12 protein-coding genes and 1 pseudogene are annotated in these 15,478 nt (G+C 66.2%); 6 read left to right on the top strand and 7 right to left on the bottom strand.

Going from position 1 to position 15,478, the window contains the following annotated elements:
* Positions 1-669: 669 nt before the first annotated feature.
* The gene (locus AB0L58_RS12895; protein WP_364385789.1) at positions 670-1,806 is read right to left on the bottom strand and encodes a CHAD domain-containing protein; all 1,137 of its coding nucleotides are present in this window, start codon (positions 1,804-1,806) and stop codon (positions 670-672) included.
* A gap of 396 nt (positions 1,807-2,202) precedes the next feature.
* Here AB0L58_RS12895 and AB0L58_RS12900 point away from each other — a divergent pair, with 396 nt between their 5' ends.
* On the top strand, positions 2,203-2,703 hold the full coding sequence (locus AB0L58_RS12900; RefSeq protein WP_364385792.1) for a hypothetical protein: 501 nt from the start codon (positions 2,203-2,205) through the stop codon (positions 2,701-2,703).
* Positions 2,704-2,793: 90 nt separating this feature from the next.
* Here the strand turns inward: AB0L58_RS12900 and AB0L58_RS12905 are convergent, their stop codons facing one another.
* The 3 genes from AB0L58_RS12905 to AB0L58_RS12915 form a co-directional block, all read right to left on the bottom strand.
* Complete coding sequence (locus AB0L58_RS12905; protein ID WP_364385795.1) at positions 2,794-3,348, bottom strand: RNA-guided endonuclease TnpB family protein; 555 nt, start codon at positions 3,346-3,348, stop codon at positions 2,794-2,796.
* A complete protein-coding gene (locus tag AB0L58_RS12910) occupies positions 3,279-3,860 on the bottom strand; it encodes a reverse transcriptase N-terminal domain-containing protein (protein WP_364385797.1) in 582 nt (193 codons plus the stop codon). The genes AB0L58_RS12905 and AB0L58_RS12910 overlap by 70 nt, the downstream gene beginning before the upstream one ends.
* Positions 3,861-4,349: 489 nt before the next feature.
* Positions 4,350-4,754 (bottom strand): transposase, encoded by a 405-nt coding sequence (locus AB0L58_RS12915; protein ID WP_364385800.1) that lies wholly within the window; start codon positions 4,752-4,754, stop codon positions 4,350-4,352.
* Positions 4,755-4,963: 209 nt separating this feature from the next.
* Here AB0L58_RS12915 and AB0L58_RS12920 point away from each other — a divergent pair.
* The 5 genes and pseudogenes from AB0L58_RS12920 to AB0L58_RS12940 all read left to right on the top strand — a co-directional run.
* Positions 4,964-5,131, top strand: a pseudogene (locus AB0L58_RS12920) (transposase); the annotation flags it as partial.
* Between the two features lie 171 nt (positions 5,132-5,302).
* Entirely contained in the window at positions 5,303-6,598 is a 1,296-nt protein-coding gene (locus tag AB0L58_RS12925) for an ABC transporter substrate-binding protein (protein WP_364386663.1), read from the top strand.
* A complete protein-coding gene (locus AB0L58_RS12930; protein ID WP_364385802.1) occupies positions 6,595-8,415 on the top strand; it encodes a hypothetical protein in 1,821 nt (606 codons plus the stop codon). Before AB0L58_RS12925 ends, AB0L58_RS12930 begins: the two co-directional genes overlap by 4 nt.
* Positions 8,412-10,043, top strand: coding sequence for a tetratricopeptide repeat protein (locus AB0L58_RS12935; protein ID WP_364385805.1), 1,632 nt, complete (start codon positions 8,412-8,414; stop codon positions 10,041-10,043). Before AB0L58_RS12930 ends, AB0L58_RS12935 begins: the two co-directional genes overlap by 4 nt.
* Positions 10,044-10,289: 246 nt before the next feature.
* Complete coding sequence (locus tag AB0L58_RS12940) at positions 10,290-11,768, top strand: dynamin family protein (protein ID WP_364385808.1); 1,479 nt, start codon at positions 10,290-10,292, stop codon at positions 11,766-11,768.
* 8 nt (positions 11,769-11,776) lie between these two features.
* On the opposite strand, the gene AB0L58_RS12945 is transcribed toward AB0L58_RS12940, so the two are convergent.
* The 3 genes from AB0L58_RS12945 to AB0L58_RS12955 form a co-directional block, all read right to left on the bottom strand.
* A complete protein-coding gene (locus AB0L58_RS12945) occupies positions 11,777-13,243 on the bottom strand; it encodes an Hsp70 family protein (protein ID WP_364385811.1) in 1,467 nt (488 codons plus the stop codon).
* A gap of 134 nt (positions 13,244-13,377) precedes the next feature.
* A complete protein-coding gene (locus tag AB0L58_RS12950) occupies positions 13,378-15,222 on the bottom strand; it encodes a dynamin family protein (protein WP_364385814.1) in 1,845 nt (614 codons plus the stop codon).
* Positions 15,223-15,287: 65 nt separating this feature from the next.
* Positions 15,288-15,478 (bottom strand): hypothetical protein (locus AB0L58_RS12955; protein WP_364385817.1); only part of this gene is annotated, 191 nt, incomplete at its 5' end.

Consider the following 15,478-nt stretch of genomic DNA (forward strand, 5'->3'; position numbering starts at 1 on the left):
CATCGGCGGACCGGTGTCTAACAAAGCGAGAAGGAATCGATTTTGGAGCATTTGCGCCCTATCAAATCACAGGTGCCGCCGTCATGACGTCACGCGGCTGCCATCCGGGGCACGGCACTCACCGGTTGCTGGGGCGATAGGCACCTCGCCGCGTGGCGTGGAGACCCGCGTGGATCCGGCTGCTCGCTCCGGGCGCGGCCGATCGGTTTGCCGAAAATTCTCCGGTGCCACGTCGAGCTGTCCCGAGGAGACCGTGTTCGGCGGGCGTGGTCGATGTGTCTGTCCGGCCTGCTCCAGGTCTGGATCGGGCAGAAATATCAATGTTTGTATGCGAAGAATCTCACGATCCGGGTTGTGCGCATTTCGGCTCCGAATTGTGTGTGGAGAGTGCGACTTTCGCTGCTTTGTCGGCCCATATCGATATCGCGATGCCGCATGGTCATACGAGGCAGATCCGTAATTCGGTGGTGCGGGAGTCGGCGATGTTCGTGACCGGTAGCTCCGCAGTCGAGTCCTGCTGAGCAACTGAGCAATTCGGATATCCGGAATAACGAAACGCGCTGGCGGCGATCTGCGCCGAACCCGACGCACCCACGGGCGCCGCCGAGGGCGAGTATGCCTGTGCGTGTGTCGAGTTCGGCGGTAGGGCATGAGCGGCCGGAGTGCGGGTCACGAATATCTGTTCGCGGCGACGGTGGCGGCCTTACGTCGGGCGTTGTCGGCGGCATGCAGTTCGTTTGCGTACAGCAGTCCGTAGGTGAAGCCGTTCTCGCCCGCCGCTGCGCCAGCCGTTGTCGCGGTGCGCCACAGGAACCGTGACGATACGATGCCGTCATTGTAGTCGCCGAGTATCCGTTGAATCTTCTTGTAGTACTCGATGTTCGACTTCGCTTGCGTGGGTTTGCCCGCGGGCTCGAGCAGCTCGGCGGCGTAGCGGGCCCGCTTGGCGGCCTTGCGGGCGCGGTGCAATGACGCGTGTTGTCGATTGTGCAGAGCAGTCACGAGCCGGTTGTCGGCTTTGCGCGCGGCTTTGTGAGCCCGCTTTATCAGCGCACGTGTGCGAACTCGCCTGTTGAACGGCGGGTGCGCATGCCAGGCCTGCAGGGTCGCGAGCAACTCGAGGTAGCGAGCCGACGCCATGGCCTCGGTGAGTGCGTTGCGGCTGGGCAGCTGGCGGGCCAGCAGCGTCGCGTCGGTGCGTGCGGTGATCGGGCCGAGGACGAGTTCGGGCGGTAGTTTTTCCACCTGGTCGGCCAGGCGGCGGCGCTGCACCTGGCAGTCGCGCACATCGCCGAGTAGCGCCGCATACCACTTCAATTCGGCCTCGACAGCACCGATGGCCGAGCCCTCCAGCAGCTTTCCGAAGACGCGCAGGGTGCTGCGCAGGCGCCGGGTCGCGACGCGGGTGTCGTGGATCGGATCCGCGCCGCGGCGCAAGGCGACGTCACCGGCGAAGATCGTGTCGATCTGCGCGATCATGTACGCATAAATGGCGTGCTCCGCTCTTGTGTCCGTGACCGGCCCGGCCTGCGCAGGTAGCGCGCGAGACAGTTTGGACGGGTACTGCGACCGACGGGCGCCCGCCTTGCCGAGGCTGTCCGCCAGCGCCGCGGGTACCGCGTCTATCCGCGGGCCGAGTTCGACTTCGATCTCACGCCAGGCGACGGAACTTCCCTCGGCTGGTGTCGTATCGACGACGTCGTCGTCGACCTCGACTATCAATTCTCCGTCCGGCCCGAGTACGCGGTGGCGATCACGCAGGGTGTGAATCGTGGTGACCGCATTTCCTGGGCGTTCCCGGTCCACCGCATCCGAAACAGCTGGCGTTAGCCCTGGTACGGGTGCGAACGATGTCGTCGCTTGCGCACGCTGACCTCGCTGGAGTCACCCAGCCCGACGGCTTCACCCACGAACGAAAGGCCGCACCACGGCAGCCCAGGTCCGGACGCGATTGACGCGCTCGCGTCGGGTACCGAGAACTGCTGTGGCTCGTCGCCGACGCGACCCGCGAACAATCCGGCTCGGTAAGGACGCGCTCGGTATTCCGCGTGTCGGCCCGATGTCACGGGCATACTGGGCCGGCCAGAGCTGCACCGAGGAGAGACCAGACCCGAAGGGGCCCGTCGTGACCAGTGCGATCGTCGTGATGTGCGAAGCGACGAATTACGTTCACTCGCAAGCATTTTCACTTCGGAGGAACGGATGAATCCATGGACTGCGCGGCTCTCGGTCAACAGGGTCGCGGTCGCGTCCGCCTCGGTGCTGATGGCGCTGGCGGCGGTCGCGTCCTTCGCATTCGGACACCATCTGGCACGGTTGGCCGGAACATCGTCGACAATGGCGTGGCTCTGGCCGATTGTCGTGGGCTGCACGGTCTTTCAGATCGCGTACTGCTTCGTGATGGTCGGAACGCTGCCCTACCGGACCGGGATCATCCGACCGTACTTCGCGGTGCTCCTGCTGGGCGGTGTCGCCGCCGGCGTCTTCGGAAACGTATTCATCGCAACGGATCCCGGTGCGCTGTCCCCGGCCGCCAGAACAGTCATCGCCGCGGTTCCGTCGCTGTGCCTGCTACTGGTGGTCCTCAATACGTCGATCTTCTTCAGCGCGACCAGACCGTGGCTGCACGGTGTGGACGATTTGTCCCGACTCAGAGCAGCGGAAACGCCTGTCGTCGATGCGGCCGGCCGTCTGCTTTCTTGACGTCCTCTCCGGTCTGAAGGCCGGAGATTCCTGCCAGCGCCCTGACGGGCGCTCTCGGTGGGTTCCTGTTTCACAGGGACTCGCTTCCCGCTAGGCGGAAAGACTTACGGTCCCTCCGCAGGCGTTTGATCTCTCGGCGCGTCCCGCCGCGAGGATGTTGATCGCCGCGTTCAGATCGCGGTCGTGAGTGGTGCCACAGGTGCACGTCCACTGGCGCACTGACAGGGGCTTCGGCGCACATACCGAACACATCTGCGACGACGGGAACCAGCGATTCACCTTGCCGAAGGTCCGGCCGTAACGGTTGGCCTTCTCTTCGAGCATGCGGGTGAACACGCCCCACCCAGCGTCGTGGACCGACTTCGCCAACCTCGTGCGCGCAAGACCACTCACGCACAAGTCTTCGACATACAGTCGGGTAGCCGGGGCGCATTGCTGCGACCCGGCCCCCTCAGAACCGGACGTGCGACTTTCACCGTATCCGGCTCGAGCAAGCCTCTCGGGCTTGGCGGGTCCTGCATTCCGGGATCGGTCACCGTCCTTCGCGTGGTGCTGACGGTGACATTCGGCGTGTATCAGTCGGAGGTTTCTTCCCTCGTCCGGTCCGCCGTCGCGCCGGTAGACGACGTGATGCTTGTGCAGCATCTTCGACGTTGTCTCGAACCACTCGATCCAACTGCGTGGGTTGTCGGGTTCGTATTCAGCCCGGCGATCAGCGCCTGTCGGCAGAGTGGGCAGGTGCCTTGCTTGACCGGCTTGATTCTTCGGGGGTCGGCAGTGTCCAGCATCTGGGCTGCCAGCTCCGCCCTTTCGCGTGGCGTCCGGGCGGTTTCCCCATCGATTCCGGCGGTCTTGCGTCCCTGACTCAACTGCGTTACCCGCTTCACGCTCACCAGCGTGTTGCTTCGGCTCCGCAGCATGAGCTTTTGCAGGTTGCGGACCTTCTTCGTGTCCCCGTCCCGCGTCGCCTTGAAAATCCTCTGCCTCAGTCTCCGTACGCTCTCTTCCTCACTGGCCCAGTCGATTCCGTGCCAGTCGGCCGAGGTGACGCCCGTCGGTCCGTTCGCCAGGAGCACGTCAGCGGTGATATCCGCCTCCTTCGTCGTCCTAGCGTCCAACTTGCCCTCCGGTGATGGTTCCTTCGCTTCGGTCCTCAATGGCTCACCTGACCCACGTCAGCACTCTTTCGAGCCGGACCATCAGGTCCTATCCGGCGAGGTATGCAGAGCGGCTGTGCGTTTCGCGGTGCCCTGCTTTCCTCCGGCCTTTCGGCCCACCGGCATTCGCTTCTTGGGTCATCCTGTCCCCGCCAGGGATTTGGGCCTTCCTCGCGGTTGGCTTACCGGGTCTCTCCGGACCCTGTCGGGATTTCCACGTTCCAGACCAACGAGATCCGACCGGGGAGGGTGCCCTCTTTACCCCGAGGCCAGTGGTGTCCGTTCCCTGACAAGCGATCCCCAGGGGTCACTCTGCGCATTCCAGCGCTTGGCCTTATGGCTGCCGTTTGCCTTGCCATCGGTGCAGCCTGACAATCACGAGGCATATGAGGGTTCACTCGCGTTCACCCGTCCGGTCTTCCCCTTGCTTGTTGCCTCTCGATGGCCGAGCGGCTCTCGAGCGTGCCCGTCCAGCTTCACACCCCGCCGTTACCAGCGACACATGTGGACGTGGGGACGGGCCTGGACACTGGCCCGAGGGGAGCACCCTCCTTCCGGCACGCACGGGCGCACCCCTACTCGTTTGGTGCGACCTCGTGTCGCACCCGCTTGGTTGTCGCGGATGATCATCGTGGACTGTTTGTGCGCCCAATCCTTGCGTGTGTCGGCCACTTTCGCGTGCGCCTTCGCGACCTTGATGCGCGCCTTGGCCCGGTTCGCTGAGCCTTTCTCCTTGCGCGACAACAATTGTTGTGCCTTGCGCAACCGGCGTTCGGCTTGCCGCAGGAACCGGAGCGAGGCGATCGTCTTGCCGTCCGACAGAACCGCGAAGGTTGTCAGGCCCAGGTCGATACCCACCTCGGAATCAACCGGTGCAAAGGGCTCGTCGTTCACCTGGACCACGACGACGCGAAATACCGTCCCGCCGTGTCCTTCAGGATCGTCACGCTCGACGGATCGGACGGCAGATTCCGAGACCAGCGGAGCGCAACGTCGCCGATCTTCGGCAGCCGCAGCTTCCGGCCGGAGCTCACCGTGAATCGGGCGTTCTCCGTGAACCGGATCGACGGCCGATTGTCCTTGCGGGAACGGAACCGAGGTGGAACTCCCTCGAAGGTGTGTCGTCGCGGCGGATGCGCCAAGAGTTCCCCGAGCTGGTGCGTCACTATTGGCGAGCGCAACGACTCTGGTCGGGGTCCTACTTCGCCGGATCGGTAGATGGTGCCCCGATTTCGGTGCTGCGCCAGTACATCGAGCAGCAGGAACATCCGGTTCAGGACACGCTCGGGCCCTGGCGGCCCTCCCACGTCCACCTCCACCACCGCCGTGAAGGGCGGCGCACCAGCAGACATTCGGTAGTTCGACCGGCAAATCTCCGTGTCGACATCGAGGCAATATGGTTAGCTGTCGTTCGGACGCTATCACTGCTCTGTTGGGGGAGCATGGGGACGAGAAGAGCTCTGCTGCAAGCTGGTTTGGTGCTGCCGCTGTCCGCGTGCGCGCCGCAGCTGTTGTGGGGCGATTCGGCATCGATCCGGATCGGGGTGTCGTGGAGTGGGGCGGAGCTGGCGGCGTTCCGGAAGGTGTTGGCGCCGATGCCGTTTGCGCGATCGGTGGATGTGATACCGATGGGCGACGAAATCGGTACCGCGTTCAGCGCGGGCGGAAAGTCGGCGCCGGATATCGTGCTGCTGCCGCAGGCCGGTCAGGTTCGCACACTCGTCGACGCCGGCAAGCTGCGGCCGGTCCCCGATGCGCTGTGGACCGACGACCAAGGGGCGCGGTATCCCGAGTTGTGGCGACAGCTGTTGCACCACAACGGAAAACCGTACGGGGTGCCGTTCAAAGCCGCCGACAAGTCGTTGGTCTGGTACGACCGGCAGGCCGTCGACAAATATCACCTCGGTGACCCCGCCGACTGGACCATCGCGGATTGGGGCGACCGGATGGAGGTGCTCGCGGGTACGCCGATCCGGCTGCTCGCCCTCGCCGCGGCCGATGGCTGGGTATTGACCGATGTCTTCGAGAATGTGCTGCGCGCCGAATCGCCGCGCACCTACGACGATTTGACGACCACCGCGGGGGAGCCGCGCGTCTGGGACCGGCCGGCCGTGCGTGCTACGTTCGGACATCTTGCGCGACTCTGGGGTCGACGGCATGCCATCGCAGGCGGTGTCGCGGTGGCGTTGACCCGTCAGTTCCCGGACGCTGTTCGAGACGTGTTCGAGCACCGCCGCGCCGCCATGGTGATCGCTCCGGATTTCGCCGAACCCATTGTCCGCGAGTGCCTTCGAGACCCGGGACGACAGTCGGAGGAGGTGGTCGGCATCGCACCGTTCCCGGTCACCGGCCGCGGTGGCGAACGGCCACGAATTGTGGGCGGCGATGTCATCGTAGTGACCAGCGGCGCCGGGGCGCGAGCCGACGAGGTGGTCGCGGCGCTCGCCGCGGCGGAGGCGCCGCTGCCGTGGATTCAGGGCGACGGCGGCTTCATCGCTCCGAATACCCGGACCACCGTGCGCTATTCGGCACTGCTGGAACCGATCGCGCGTTCGCAGAGTCCCTGGAGCGCATTCGATCTGTCCGATCAGCTGGGAGCCGTGGGCGGCCGTAATGGTTTGTGGCGCATTCTGACCGATTTCCTGATCGCGGTCGGTGACGGTGCGGCCGAGCGGCCGGATGCCGCGATCGATCGCGCGATCGCCGCGCTGGACGGATTCGAGCGGAGCCGCAGATGACGGGTGTCGCCGATTTTCGTGCCGGCGGATTGCGCATCGAGCTGGCGACGCGCCGGATGCGTGGCCCACTGGTACCGGGTGGGCCACCACACCGCTGGCTCGGATGGGCGGGTCTGCTGGCGGTCGGGTTGATCGCGGCGTTGCTGGTGGCGCCCGCCGCGTGGACGGTGGCGATCGCGGTGCCCGCGCGTCCGCGAATCGTGCTCTCCTGCACACTTGTTGGCTGCGGTGCCGTCGCCTTCACCCTGATCCGCAGGCGTGGATCGTTGAGCAGGGCGCGCCTTTCGGCGCTCGCGGCTTGCGCCGTGCTCGTCGCGTCGGGGCTGTGGTTGCTCGCTGACGCCCTGGCCGGTGACGGACGATGGGCGTATCTGCTGACCATGCTGTGGGTCGTGTTCGGTCTGGTGCTGCTGTTCGTCGCCGTCGGCATCGCCTGGCTGTCTCGCGATTCGCGTCGGTTGTGGGCGCCGCTGATCGTGCCGTTCGGCATCTCGGCGTTCGTCTCCGGTGTCGCGTTCCGGATAATCTTCCAGCGTCTCGCCACCTGGTTCGGCATCGAAAGCGTCGGTGGCTACCGGATCTGGTTCGCGCTGATGCTCGGCTCGGCGTTTCTGTGGACGTGGCTCGGCTTCCTGACCGGCTTGTTGCGCGCCGATATCCGAGCCATCGAGGCGGACCCGGTGCGATCGGGCTATCTGCATGGGCAGGGAAAGCGTTTCCCGCTGCTGCGTCTGCTGGAGTTGGTGCGTCCGATCCTGCTGATCCTCGGCTTGGTCGTCGGGGTGGCCGCGGCCAGGGTCTTCGATGTGGTGCTCATCGGGGTACCAGGTTCGTTGCAGTACCAGCTCGACAGTGCGACCGTGCAGTGGTGGCGGCTGGCCACCGACGGCGATCCCGGCGCGGGCGTCGCCGCGGCATACGCGCTGCCGTTGGCGGTGCTGGTCGGCTTCGTGGCCTGGCTGCCGCGGAACGGCGTGCGCGGTCAGGGCGGCGGCCGGACCTGGGCGGCGGTCGCGCCCCCGGTGGCTGCCAGTCGCCACATCGGTCCGGTGCGCGCGATCGGGATCGCGTTGGTATCGGTGTTCGCGTTGGTGCCGATCCTGGTTCTGATCGCCGTTTGTCTGAACGGTCCCAAGGGTTTCGGGCTCTCCGCGCTGACCGATATGTGGCGCGATGAGTCCTTCCGCGCGGCATGGCAGACGACGTTGCTGGTGGCCGGGTTGGCGACGATCGTCGTGGTGGCGTCCGCACTTCCGGTGGCGCATCGGCTGGCATCGGGGCGCCAGGAGGGCATGTTCGCGCGGATCGCGGTGGTGTCCCTGGTCGTCCTTTCGGTGCTGCCGGCGCAGAGCTACCTCGGTTCCCTCGACGCGTTCATCGACACATTCAGCCTGTCCGGCACCAGGATTCCGTTGATCTTCGTGCACGCCGCCGCGGGATTGCCGATTGCCATCCTGATCCTGCGCGGCGCGATGCTGGCCCCGCCGGACAGTCCGGCCGATGCGGCGCTGCACGGGCTGGCCAGTCCGGGCACCGTTACGCGGCGGCTGCTGACATCGGCGGGCCCCGCCGTGGTCGCGGTCGCGGTACTGGAATTCATCCAGGTGTGGAACGACTTCTTCATCGGGCTGATGATGAACGGGGCGGGTGCCAGTCCCTGGTCGTTGCTGCTGTGGGGCGAGGCACGGCAATTCAACGAGAACGCCGCGGAACTGGCGGCCGGGTCGCTGCTGTCGGCCGTACTGCCTGTGCTGCTGTTGCTCGCCACCTGGCGGCGCTGGTTGGTACCGGGATTGACGGGCGGGACGCTGTCGTGACTGCACCACGCGGATATGAAGCGCCGCAACAGATCACGCCGCGCTCGTCGATCTGGGAGGGTGTGCTCGGGACCGCCGAGGTCGTCGCGTGGGCACTGGTACTCGAACTCGGTCGCAATATCGTGGTCAACTCACTCGGCGACAACGACATCGTCAAGGTGATCGGCGGGTTGCTGCGTGGACTCGCCATCGTCGCCGTGCTCGGCGCGGGCGCGTATGTGGCTTATCGACGCATCGAGAGTTTTCGCGAAAGAGTGCGCGCCGAAAGGGAACTCGACCTGATCGCCGAACTCGTCGAGCCCGGTGAGCCGGTACGCTTCGTCGACACCAGAAGCCGTCCCGATCCGCCGCGACAGCTTTCCGAGCTCGACCACGATCCCATTCTCGCGGCACTGCGGGACCTGCCGGTGCCGACCTTCGAGACGGCCGCGCTGCTGGCGGTGCTGTCGGCGATTCTGGAGGCGCCGACCCGGTTGCCCGCGGATGCCGCAGCCGACGGGCGAACCGCGACGCTGCTGCTGGCCGACCTCGAGGCGCGCGGGATCGTCGGCTATCTCGGCGCCGACCGATACTGCCTGCGTGAGGCCCCGCGGCTGCCGCCCACCGCTGATGTCGTGCGCGGACCACATTGGCGGGCGGCGCTGCCCGCGCTGTTGCACCACTATGCGGACCGGGCCAACCGCTGGGCGATCGCCTTGGAAACGGTTCGTTTCGCCAAGGGGGCGCGACGCTGGTTCGAAGCGGAAGAGGAATACCTGCGCTCACTCTTCCCTGTTCCGGCGGTTCGGCTGCCGGCGGCCGCGGTACACGAACTCGCGAGAATCGCGGACGCCCTGGACGTCTGGTATGCCCGCAAGGGCCTGCCCGAGGATGCGCACGGCGTCGCGCAAGCGCTGTGCGAACTCACCGATTCCGACGATTTCCCGCTGCGCGGCGAGCTGGCCGCGCTCCGGGCGGGCCGCCTACGCCGGCGGCCACCGAAATATCGGCCGCGCGCCCTGTCCACCAGTCTGTCCGCGCGTTGGTCGCACTACACCGCGCTGCATCGACTCGACACCGCGCCGCCGAGTCCGACCGTGCTGTCCGAGTCGGCCGAACAACTGGAAGCTGCCTGGTGGTTGCTGCCACGAGCGGATCTGGCCGGAGTGGTCTGCGCGCTGATCAACCTGGCCGTCGTCCACTTACATCAGGGTCGGCTGGACGCCGCCCAGGACCGCCTGGAGTTGGCCGAATCCTTGACCCGTGACGGTCGCGATCCCGGCGGCGGTGCCCACACGCGCGAAACACTCGGCGTGCTCTGGTGGACCCGCGGTGAACCCCGCAGGGCCCTTCGACACTGGCAACATGCCCTCACCGCCTACCGGGAGCTCGAAGACGATCTCGGTACGGGCCGCTGCCTCCAGCACCTCGGATCGGCGATGATCCTCGCACCCGAACATGGTGGCCAGTTACTGGGCAACGACCCTCCGCTCACCCGTGCCGAAGTGCTCCGGCAGGCGGGTGGCTGGCTGGCCGCCGCCCGCCGCCTGCATCCCAGCGCCCTGCATGCGGAATACTATGCGCGCGAAGCCGGTTCGACACTGCACACCGTGGACCGCTGGCCGCTGCCCGCGCCGGATCCGCAATAGCCGGGGCGGCGTCGCGTGGAACGGCGCGCTCGAGTAGCCGAGTAGTAGCTTCGCCAACCTAACTTGAACGCTCGTCCGGCAAAAGTTGCTATCAGTCCTGGTAATGGACGGCGGGCGGCAATTTATCGGGGAGAAAGAAGTGTTAGCCCGCGCAGCCGGATGCGGTGGCGCAATGATGTTCGGTATGGGTGAAACCATGCCGGGCAACGCTTCGAGGCAGCCGGAGCGGGTTACCCGGGTGCCGATATGAATGCCACGGCGCCGATCGCCAGGGTCGACAGGATCATCGAGGGTGCCCATCGCGCTTACGCCGGTAACCGTGCCGCTACCGATCGCCTCGAGGAGGGGGCGCGACGGCTGCACGAACCGCTGCGCATCGCATTGGCCGGTGCCGTAAAGGCGGGAAAGTCGACAATGCTCAACGCGCTGGTCGGCCAGGACATCGCGCCGACCGACGCGACCGAATGCACCCGTGTCGTGACCTGGTACCGGCACGGTGCCACGCCGACGGTCATCGCCCGGCTCGCGGGCGGCCGGTCGGAGTACGTGCCGATACAGCGAGTCGAGGGTGGCCTGACGTTCGACCTCGGCCAGTTGATGGCGGCGCAGGTCGATCGAATAGATGTCGACTGGCCGGTACCCCGTCTTGCCCGCACCACGATCATCGACACCCCCGGAACCACATCACTGTCGAGGGACGTGTCGGCCCGCACCCTGCGGCTGCTGACTCCGGACACCGGCTCCGCTGGAGCCGATGCGGTGGTCTATCTGTTCCGTTCCCTCAACGACTCCGACCTCGCACTGATTCGTCGGATCGGGGAGCACGTCGGCGGCAACGCCGGCCCGCTCGGCATCGTCGGCGTTCTCTCGCGGGCGGATGAACTCGGTGCGGGCCAGCCGGACGCCATGCATTCCGTCCGCGCGGCCGCCAAAGAATTCACGCGCGAGTTGGAAACGACGGGCCTGTGTCAGGCGGCCGTACCGGTTGCGGGCTTGCTGGCTTTTACCGCGAAAACGCTTCGGCAGAGCGAGTTCGTGGCCCTGCGCCAGCTTGCCACTGTCGCACCGGCCGACCTGGAGTTGGCCATGCTTTCGGCCGACCGATTCCAGCGCGCCGACTATCTGCCGATTGATTCCGCGGCGCGACAGCACCTCGTCCGGCGTTTGGGGCTGTTCGGAATCACTATGTCACTGACACGATTGCGGGCCGGTACCAGCGATTCGGCGGCGCTGGTCGACGAGTTGATCGCGCGCAGTGGCATCGGCGAACTCGAGCGCGTCATCGATATTCAGTTCGGCCAGCGGGCCGATGAATTGAAGGCACATACCGCGCTGCTGATGCTGCGGCAGATATTCGCCGCCGACCCGGTGGCGCAGGCCGCGCCGCTCGGCCGGGAGGTCGCGACCCTGCTCGCGAACGTGCACGGCTTCGAGGAACTCCGTCTCCTGAGTCGGCTCCGCTCGACCGAGACGGCGCTATCCGAAGGTGAGCTCACCGATCTGCAGCGGGTGATCGGCGCTCGCGGGACCGGACCGGCGGAGCGGCTGGGGATCGAACCGTTCGCGGTCGCGGGCGTGGGCCAGGACGTCGCTTTGGCGGAAATCAGACGGTGGCGATCCCGTGCCGAACACCCACTCGCGGATCAGTTCACCGCCAACGCCTGCACGGTGGCGGCACGCAGTGCCGAAGGTGTCCTGAGCGAGTTGCGACGGGATGTTCGATAGGACTGTGCTCAGGAAACATGTCTGGTGGGGTATGGGAGTGGGGTGGTGGTCGCGGCAGGTGTCGCCGGATCGGTAATCTGCTCGGTCACCGTAGGCTGCGGCTCGGTCTTCGGCGCGCTGTGCGCGACAATTCCGACAATTGCCGCCGCGAGCGTGGCAACCGCCGCCGCGGCCAGAAGTACTCGTCTACGACGCCGACTGCCGGCCATTGCGCGGCCTCCGGCTGCGTCCGATGCCACCGAGTTCGTGGGTGGGACGACTACCGGTGGCTGTGGCGAGTTCGCGGGTGCGACGACCACCGGCGGTTCGGCCGCGACCGGATCGTCGGACCGAGGCGATTCGGTAACCTGCGGTGGGGTAGCGGGCGCCGGTGCCGACATCGGTGGCGGTGGCACCGGCACCGACGGTGCGGCAGCTACCGATTGCGCCAGCAGCGCAGCACCATTCGCCGATGTGAGGCCAGGGTCGGGTTCTGCGATGACCGGTACGTGGAACTCCGCCGACAGCACCTCGGCGACGAGCGGGGTGGCTGCCGCACCACCGGCGAGCACCACTGCTCGCACATCACCGGCATCGATGTCGTTGCTGCGCAAGGTTTCTCCGACAAATTCGGTCGATGCGAGAATCCGTACTCTGATCAGATCCTCGAGTTCGGAGCGGACAAGTCGCACATCGTGACGTGCGGATCCCAGTTCCACCTCGACCACCGCGGCCGTTTCGGTGGAAAGCGTCTCCTTGGCCTGCCGACAACGCAGCCGCAATTCGTTCAGCGGCGCCAGCAAAGCGGGGGCCGCGAGATCGACGTCGCCGAGTTCGCCATCGAGACCGCGCAGAACCTGTCGCAGAATCGCGTCATCGATATGCTTGCCACCGAATTCCGCGCTGCGCACGGTGCTGCCGATCTGTTCGGTACCGCGGGCCACCGAGACGCTGAGACCGTTGCCGCCGAGGTCGTACACCACGACGGCGCCGTCCTGCGGCAGCCCCCGTGTCGACTCGACGCGAGTCAGGATTGATCCGACCTCGTTCACGAGTGCCACATCGGTCATATCCATCCGGTCGAGCGCCTCGCGCAGGGCCTGCACGCCCTGCGGCTTCCAGTAGCCGGGATAGGTCGCCGCGACGGTGGGCGGCCCGGCGAACGCACCGGCCGAATACCGGGTCAGGTACCGGACGGCATCGGCGACGAGATTCTCCGGCCGGTGTGCGGAACCGTCGGCGGCGACCAGATCGATCGGGTCACCGACGCGGTCCACGAAACCGGTGACCACCAATCCCGGGTGCACCGGGTGGGCGCCGCTGCCGAGCGGAGACAGGGTCGGCGCCATGCCTTGGTTCACGATCAATGTCGCCTGGTGCCGAGTCGTCTGGAGACGTGGGGCGCACCGCCCGGAATCTCCGGTGGTCGCCGACGCCGCGTCCGCCGCGGTGACGAAACCCGCCGTGCCGATCTTGATGCCAAGACTGCCAGACATGCACACCTCTCGGTTGAAGGTCGTTCTTACTTGCGCATATAAATCTCGTGCACGCACGGATCATCGGCCAGTTCCCCAAGTGTTGGACCGGACCACCTGCCGGGGTGAGGTTCGTGCACCCAAGGTGGCATCGGTTACGTTCCTGGCGCCTGCACCGCCCGCAGCCGTGCGGCGCCTTCGCGAATCCTGGCCAGCGCCGCCAGATTCTTCTCGACCTCGGCGACGCGCTTTTCCCGCGCCGCGGACTTCATTCCGGCGGCGTCCTGTGCCGCCTTCATCGAACTCTGCAGTGACGCCAACGCCTGATCGGCAGATTCCCGGAAGTGATCCCGCAACTCCCGCTGCACATTCCGCAGGCGGTCACGGGAGAGCTTGTGCACCTGGAAGGACACGTCGTCGACGTACTTCCGGAGCGTGAGCTGAGCGACGTTGCGACTGCGCGCCAGTCGTCCGGCGCGGTCCTGCTGGTAGGCCTTCACGCCGATTACGACACCGGCGCCGATGGTGATCGGGTTCATCATCGCCGCGCCGACCATGGTCGCGCCCATGCCGATCATCATCGCACCGCTGTAACCACTGCGAACCGCGGTCAGGCCCCGGTCCGCCAGCGAAACCTTCATATCGCGCAGTTCGCCGATCTGCAGCCGAGGGTCGATGAGCTCGCCCTCGCAGATCGCCTCGAGCGCGGGCAGATCGTCGCCGTCGCCGTCCACCGCGAACGATGCAGCCACCCGCTCGGCCAGTGCCTGAGCGGACCGGTAGGCCCATACGAAGTTGTCGCCGACCGCGGTACTCACCTGTTCCTGCACCCACTCGGTGAGCAGCGGCCACTTCTTGTCCGGATCGCCGTCCGAGAGCTCGGACTCGATGTGCTTGTTGATACTCCGCAGCCGTTCCCGAAGGTCGTGGTCGATCTCGGAATTGAGGTCCGCGACACCGTCGTTCAACACTTGTTGCCATGATCGCGCCGACTTGACCTGCGCGTCGGACATCTCCTTGCGCGCCTGCAATTCGTCGGCCATGCGCCGTTGGAACTCCGGGTCCCGCAGGGCATTCAATTCCGCCTCGAACGGCACGGTCAGATGGTGCGCGACCGATTCGAGATCCCGCGCTATGCGGACCCGCCGCTTGGTTGCCACGTCGGCGAGACCCTCGGTGCGCAGGAATGCGAGCAGATCGGGATAGCCGGATTCGGCATCGAGTTCCTTGTCGCGCAGACGCACCGCGTGGCCGCGCAGCGTCGACGAGATGGGAATGATCCGGCATCCGACCTCGGCATCGGCAAGGTGGCGCCGGTCGGCGTCCGCGATTCGGCGCCATTCGGGGTAGATGTCGACCTTGGTCAACGCGATGACAGCCGTGGGGCACAGCCCGATCACCTGCTGTACGAATCGAAATTCGGGTTCGGTGAACTCCTGGCTGGCATCGGTGACGATGACGACGGCGTCGGCCAGCGCAATCTCGTTCAATACTCGCGGGACATGCCGCTGGCCGATGCCGCCGACACCGGGGGTGTCGATGAGGGCCACCCCCTTCGGCAGTGTCGCGGTATTGATGCCGACCTCCGCGCATACCACCTGGCCACCGCGTGCCAGGGGCGAGTTCGCCAGATCGGACTGCAATTCGGCGAATGGCAATGCAGTTGCGGCGGGAGACTCGGCGTGCGGCATCTCGACGACGAGTTTCGCGTCCGGTTCGTCGGCCTGCTGGACGACGGTGACCACCGAGGTGGCTCGACGGTCACCGACCACGCAAACCTGCTCGTTCAGCAGGGCATTGATCAGCTGGCTCTTGCCCTGCTGGCGCAATCCGACAACAGCGACCCGCATGGCGGTGCCCGCAGACCGACGCCGCATGGCCTGGAGGGTGCCGAGCAAGTCTTCCCGGTCCGCCGACTGTGCGAGTCGCATCAACCAGTCGAACAGGGGCGGGACAGCGGTCGTATTGCGCACGTGCGGGTCGTCGGCCGGCTTACCCACAGGAGTTGTCCTCCGTTCGGTACGCCGAGCCGATCCACCCGCCGGTAGTTGATCGGCTCGCATGCTCAGAACGTGTCGAAGGCGTCGGCCACGGTATCGCCGATATCGGCGGCGGTGTCGCCGATATCGGCGAGGGGACCTTCGGTCCACATGCTGGTATCGCCGGTCGCTCCATTGCCCCAGCCGAGGCCGTCGGAACCCGAGTTGTAGATGTCATCGGATGGCACGTCGTCCATCGACAGATCGTCGATCGGTT

The sequence above is a fragment of the Nocardia sp. NPDC052112 genome (assembly GCF_040680135.1).
Classification (GTDB): domain Bacteria; phylum Actinomycetota; class Actinomycetes; order Mycobacteriales; family Mycobacteriaceae; genus Nocardia.